This window comes from Paracoccus marcusii (assembly GCF_006151785.1).
Taxonomy (GTDB): domain Bacteria; phylum Pseudomonadota; class Alphaproteobacteria; order Rhodobacterales; family Rhodobacteraceae; genus Paracoccus; species Paracoccus marcusii.
On record NZ_VDDD01000175.1, the window covers coordinates 1 to 5,942 of the forward strand.

Below are 5,942 nucleotides of genomic sequence, written 5' to 3' on the forward strand. Positions count from 1 at the left end.
GGCCTGGCGCATCGCGCCCTCGACCGCGCTGGCGGTCAGGCGGCCGCCGCGGATGCCGCGAAACAGCGGCGCGTCGGTGCGGTGTCCCCAGGGGCACAGGCGCAGATAGGCCGCGATCGCGTCGCGGGCCACCGGCAGGACCGGCACCTGCCGTTCGCGCCCGCCCTTGCCGCGGATGATCAGCCCTTCCGGAAAGGGCCAGTCCGCCCCCTCCAGCGCCAGCGCCTCGGAGATGCGCAGCCCCGACCCCCACAGCAGGGTCAGCACCGCCAGGTCGCGCGCGCCCACCCAGGGGGTTGCGTGATCGGCCACGCGGTCCAGCGTGTCCTGGGCCTGCAGGGGGGTCAACGGGCGCGGCAGGCTGCGGCTGTATTTCGGGCTGCGGGTCGACAGGGCGGCGGACAGGTCCAGCCCCTCGCGGTCCGAGATCCAGCGCAGGAACGACCGCACCCCGGACATGCGCCGCGCCAGCGACCGCGCGCCCAGACCCCGGCCGCGTTCGGACGCCGCGAATGCGCGCATGTCGGCCTGGCGCAGGCGGGCGAGGGCCGCGGGGGGGACGGGTTCGCCCCAATGGGCCGCGATGAACTGCAGGAACGCGACCAGATCGGCGCGATAGGCGGTCACCGTATGGTCGGACCGGTCGCGGGCCGCGGCCTCGGTCTCCAGCCAGCGGTGCAGGGCGTCGGCCGTGGCCGGGGCCATCATCCGGGCAACCGGGCCAGCAGGGCCATGCGGAACACCTGGCCGAAGAACCGCAACAGGTCCGTGCCATGCGCGGGCATGAACCGCGTCGGATCGCTGCTGCCCATCAGCAGCACCGTGCGCGGTCGCGCCGGACCCAGGTCCAGCGGCAGCAACGCCTCGGACGCGATGGTGCGGCCATGCAGGGGGCGGGTCACCACCAGGGCCGCGCGCAACACGATGTCGTCGCCACGCGGCGCTCGCCGCCCGGCGGTCAGGATGCGGTCGATGGTGCCGTGGGGGACCGCCACCGCATCGCGCGGCAGGTCCAGGGCGGGATCGTCCTCGACCACCAGGCGCAGCGTCTCGATGCGCAGCAGGGGGGCGATGTCGGTCTGCAGGGCGGCGATGAAGTCGGCCAGGTCGGCCGTCTCCAAGAGGCCCAGGACGGCACGGTGGATTACCGCCATGCCGGACTGGTTGTCATAGGCGGCGGCGATCACGCTTTCATGCGTGGATTCCAGCCGGTCCAGCCGGGTCTCCAGCGCCTGCATCGCGCGGCCGCGGATGTCGATGACATTGTCGCCGACCTCGGCCTCGCGTGCGGCGACCAGGGCCCGCATCAGGTCCCGGTCGGCCAGGATCGCGCCCGGATCGGCCAGCAGCCGGTCGCGGGTTTCAGGGTCCAGCGCGTCGGTCATGCGGGTCTCTCCGGGGGGCGCGGATCAGAGGATCTTCTGGCCGGTCTGGGCCCAGTCCGCGTTGAACTGCGCCAGACCCTTGTCGGTCAGGATGTGGTTCGCCATCGACTTGATGACCGAGGGCGGCGCGGTGATCACGTCGGCGCCGATCTTGGCCGCGTCCACGATGTGGTTCACCGTGCGGATCGATGCCGCCAGGATCTCGGTCTCGTAGCCGTAGTTGTCATAGATCTCGCGGATGTCGGCGATCAGGTCCATGCCGTCCAGATGGATGTCGTCCAGGCGCCCGATGAACGGGCTGATGAAGGTCGCACCCGCCTTGGCGGCCAGGATCGCCTGGGCCGGGCTGAAGCACAGCGTGACGTTCAGCTTGTGGCCCTCGTCCGACAGCACGCGGCAGGCCTTCAGGCCGTCCCAGGTCAGCGGCACCTTGATGCAGACGTTCGGCGCGATCTTGGCCAGGTGGCGGCCTTCGGCGATCATGTCGTCGGCCTTCTCGGCCACGACCTCGGCGCTGACGGGACCCTCGACCATGGCGCAGATCTCGGCCGTGACCTCGGCGATGGCGCGGCCCGACTTCAGGATCAGCGACGGGTTGGTGGTGACGCCATCGACCATGCCCAGGTCGTTCAGCTCCTTGATCGCGGCGATATCGGCGGTGTCGACAAAGAATTTCATGGCGCGTCTCCTCAGGGTGCGTTTGTCTGGGTGATACTGCAGATGGGGGCGGGCGGGAAGGGGCACAACCCATGCGGGGGCTTGCAACCGGCGCGCGGCCCCGTCTTTATCGCGCCATCATGACCCCGCCAGAATTCTTCCCCCCCCGCGCCCGCATCGCGGTGCTGACCGCCGAGACGGTCGGCGTGCTGGACTATCTGGCGCCCGACGAGGGCGTGCGCCAGGGACAGTTGGTGTTGGTGCCCCTGGGGCCGCGCCGGGTGCTGGGGCTGGTCTGGGGGCGGGGCAAGGGCGATTTCGACCTGGCCAAGCTGCGCGCCGTGGCCCGCGTGCTGGACGCACAGCCCTTCGACGCGCGGTTCCTGGATTTCCTGACGCGGGCGGCGGAATACACGCTGACGCCGCTGCCGCTGATGCTGCGCATGGCCACGCGCGCGCCCGACATCGATCAGCCGCCGGCCGCGCGGCGCATCATCGTGCCCGGATCGGGCCAGCCCGGTCGTGCGACCGAGGCGCGGACCCGCGTGCTGCAGGTCATGGCCGATCACGGCGGGGCCAGCTTTGCGGCATCCGAACTGGCACAGCTGGCGGGCGTCGGCACGTCGGTGGTCAAGGGCCTGGTCGCCAGCGGTGCCCTGGCCGAGATCGAGGCACCGCGCGATCTGCCCTATCCCACGCTGGACCCTACGCGGCCGGGTAAGCCCCTGGCCCCCGATCAGCAGGCGGCGTCCGACACGCTGCGCGGCGCGATCCGGGCGGGCGGTTACGGCACCACGCTGCTGCGCGGGGTCACCGGGTCGGGCAAGACCGAGGTCTATCTGGAGGCCGTGGCCGAATGCCTGGCGCAGGGGCGGCAAGCACTGGTCCTGTTGCCGGAAATCGCGTTGTCGGCCGAATTCCTGGACCGGGTCGAGGCGCGGTTCGGCGCGCGGCCCGGCGAATGGCACAGCGGCATCACCCGCACCGAACGCCGCCGGCTGTGGCACATGGCCGGGCGCGGTCAGGTCGGGCTGGTCGTCGGCGCGCGTTCGGCGCTGTTCCTGCCCTTTGCCGATCTGGGCCTGATCGTCGTCGATGAGGAGCATGACGGCAGCTACAAGCAGGAGGACGTCGTCTATTACAGCGCCCGCGACATGGCGGTGCTGCGCGCCTCCATCAACCGCGCGCAGGTGGTGCTGGCCTCGGCCACGCCCTCCTTGGAAAGCTGGGTGAACGCCGCGACCGGGAAATACGCACGCCTGGACCTGCGATCCCGCTATGGCGAGGCCGAGCTGCCGCAGATGGCCGCCATCGACCTGCGCGCCGAGGCGATGGAGCAGGGGCGCTGGATCTCTCCGACGCTGGCGCAGGCGGTGACCGACCGGCTGGCCAAGGGTGAGCAATCCCTGATCTTCCTGAACCGGCGCGGGTTTGCGCCGGTCACCGTCTGCCGCGCCTGCGGGGAGCAGATCGGCTGTCATCAATGCGATGCGCGGATGGTCGAGCACCGGTTCCAGAACCGCCTGGTCTGCCACCAATGCGGAGAGACTCGGCCCATCCCCACCGCCTGTCCCAGCTGCGGGGTCGAGGGCAAGCTGGCCCCCATCGGCCCCGGCGTCGAGCGCATCGCCGAGGAGGTGGCAGTGCGGTTCCCCGACGCCAAGGCCACCGTGCTGTCCTCGGACCTGTTCCATTCCGCCCGCGCGCTGAAGGAGGCGATCGCCCAGATCTCGGAAGGCGACACCGACATCATCATCGGCACGCAGATCGTGGCCAAGGGACACAACTTTCCGCGCCTGACGCTGGTGGGCGTGGTCGATGCCGATCTGGGCCTGCAGGGGGCCGACCTGCGCGCGGCGGAGCGCAGCTTTCAGCTGATGCGCCAGGTGGCCGGGCGGGCCGGGCGGCAGTCGGGGGCGGCGCCGGGGGTTGCGCTTCTGCAGACGCACCAGCCCGATCACGCGGTGATCCGGGCGATCCTGTCGGGGCAGGACGAGACGTTCTGGGATGCCGAGGCCGCGGGCCGTCAGGCGGCGGGCATGCCGCCCTTCGGCAGACTGGCGGGGATCATCCTGTCCCATCCGGACCTGGGCACGGTCGCCGATTTCGCGCGCCATCTGGCCGGTCTGGCCACCCCCCTGGCCGAGGTCGGGGCCGAACTGTGGGGGCCGGCGCCTGCGCCCATCGCGCGGGTGCGGGGACGCCACCGCATGCGCATGCTGATCCGCGCGCCGCGTCAGGCGCCGCTGCAGGCGGCAATCGCCGATTGGCTGGCGGGGGTCAAGCTGCCCACGAACATGCGCCTGTCCGTGGACATCGACCCGCAAAGCTTTCTGTGATCAGTTCTTCAGCACGATGCAGCGCCCGCCAAGCGACTTGAACCGGTTGCAGAACCGCGTGGCCTCGTCGCGCGACGAATAGCCGACCTGCGCGGTGAAGACGGCGCGCGGCATGCTGTTCAGCCGCTTGCGGACATAGCCCACCCGCGCCCCGTCGGTCAGGATCGGCCGCAGGGTGCGGTTCAGCCGCGCGACCTGCTGGGCCGCGCCCGCCTGGCTGGGATGGCTGGCCACGACCACGCCCCAAGGCATCGCCGGGGGCTGGGTGTTGAACTCGCGCAGCGACCGGTCGCCGGCCATCCGCTCGCAGGCCGGGCGAAAGGCCTGGTCGTCGGCCAGGGCCAGCTTGACCTCCTGCTGGGGCGGGGGGTTGTCGCGCCAGCGATGCGCGCTGAACCCGGTGATCGATTCGACATAGTCGACCGTCTCATAGGGCAGGGTCGTGGCCTGCGCGATGAACCGCGCAGCGCGGTTCTCTCCGCCGTTATAGGCGACGGCGGCCAGGCCGATATTGCCGAACCGGTCGCGCAACTGGCCCAGATACCACGCGGCCTTGGAAATGGCCTGGGCCGGGTTGAACGGATCGTCCAGCCAATACAGATCGGCCGTGCCCGGCATGAACTGCGCGATGCCAAGCGCGCCCGCCGGGCTGACGGCAGAAGGTTCGAATCGGCTCTCCTTCCACAGCAGGCGCGCCAGGAAGGCGGGGTCCAGCCCGTGATCGGCGGCATTGCGTTCGATCAGCTTGCAGACATCCGCGGCATAGCTGTCGCGCGCGATGCAGTCGCGCCCGTCATCGCTGCAGCGCAGGTCTTCGGACGTGCGGGGCGGGGGCAGGCCGTGGGCGGCGTCGATGGCGGGGCGCGCGGACAGGGGCGCGGCCACGCAGAACAGCGCCACGACGGCGGCACCAAGATGTCTGGAAAGGGTCATCATCGCGACGGGCCGTTCATCCGCCCGCGCCCGGTGCGCGGGCGGACGATCACTTGGACTTCTTCGACTTGGATTTCTTGGCGGGCTTGGCCTCGGCCGACTTGGCCTTTGCGGGCTTGTCCTTGGCGGGCTTGGCGCTCTTGCGCGCGGCCTTGGCCTCGGGGCTCTCGGCCTGACGTTCGGCCTTGCGGGCGGCGCGGCGCGCGGTCTTGGCGGCCTCCTTCTCGGCGGCCTTGGCGGCTTTGGCCTCGGCCTTCTGGGCCTGCTTGGCGGCCTGGCGCTCCGCCTTGCGGGCGGCCTTGGCTTCTTCCTTCTCGACGGCCTTGGCGGCATCCTTCTGGGCCTTGCGGGCCGCCTGCTTGGCGGATTTCTGCGCCTTGTCGTCGCCTGCGGTCGCGGTGGTCGCGGGCTCTGCCACGGCGTCGGCCGGGGCGGGCGCGGCCTTTGCACCGCGCTTGGGAATGCGGTGCGGTTCCGTCCGCAGGTCCGTCTTGCGCGTCTCGGCGGACTTGCGGTCGGCGGGTGTGCGCGGCACGGTCGCCTGCTTGCGCTTGGCGGTCGCGGGCTTGGCACCGGCAGGTTTGGCAGCCGCCTTGGCCGCCGTCGGCGCGGGGGAGGGGGTGCCGGG

5 protein-coding genes and 1 pseudogene are annotated in these 5,942 nt (G+C 71.2%); 1 reads left to right on the forward strand and 5 read right to left on the reverse strand.

The features are described from left to right. The 3 genes from FHD68_RS17295 to fsa all read right to left on the reverse strand — a co-directional run. The coding region (locus FHD68_RS17295; protein WP_244297944.1) for a site-specific integrase at positions 1-705 on the reverse strand (705 nt) is incomplete at its 3' end. Beyond that, entirely contained in the window at positions 705-1,385 is a 681-nt protein-coding gene (locus tag FHD68_RS17300) for a DUF484 family protein (protein WP_045980932.1), read from the reverse strand. The genes FHD68_RS17295 and FHD68_RS17300, both read right to left, overlap by 1 nt. A 24-nt stretch (positions 1,386-1,409) precedes the next feature. Next, complete coding sequence (gene fsa / locus FHD68_RS17305; protein ID WP_046000760.1) at positions 1,410-2,063, reverse strand: fructose-6-phosphate aldolase; 654 nt, start codon at positions 2,061-2,063, stop codon at positions 1,410-1,412. A gap of 119 nt (positions 2,064-2,182) precedes the next feature. Between fsa and FHD68_RS17310 the strand changes: the two genes are divergently transcribed. Beyond that, positions 2,183-4,381 (forward strand): primosomal protein N', encoded by a 2,199-nt coding sequence (locus tag FHD68_RS17310; protein ID WP_127899269.1) that lies wholly within the window; start codon positions 2,183-2,185, stop codon positions 4,379-4,381. Here FHD68_RS17310 and FHD68_RS17315 read toward each other — a convergent pair whose 3' ends face one another. Together FHD68_RS17315 and FHD68_RS19170 are read right to left on the reverse strand one after the other, a co-directional pair. Further along, positions 4,382-5,314, reverse strand: coding sequence for a lytic transglycosylase domain-containing protein (locus tag FHD68_RS17315; protein WP_127899270.1), 933 nt, complete (start codon positions 5,312-5,314; stop codon positions 4,382-4,384). It lies immediately after the preceding gene. Positions 5,315-5,363: 49 nt separating this feature from the next. Then, a pseudogene (locus tag FHD68_RS19170) lies at positions 5,364-5,942 on the reverse strand (hypothetical protein); the annotation flags it as partial.

Bases quoted from the DNA above. Each gene is read 5' to 3' on its own strand.
- fsa (WP_046000760.1), bottom strand. From the start codon at position 2,063: ATGAAATTCTTTGTCGACACCGCCGATATCGCCGCGATCAAGGAGCTG.
- FHD68_RS17315 (WP_127899270.1), bottom strand. From the start codon at position 5,314: ATGACCCTTTCCAGACATCTTGGTGCCGCCGTCGTGGCGCTGTTCTGC.
- FHD68_RS17310 (WP_127899269.1), top strand. From the start codon at position 2,183: ATGACCCCGCCAGAATTCTTCCCCCCCCGCGCCCGCATCGCGGTGCTG.
- FHD68_RS17300 (WP_045980932.1), bottom strand. From the start codon at position 1,385: ATGACCGACGCGCTGGACCCTGAAACCCGCGACCGGCTGCTGGCCGAT.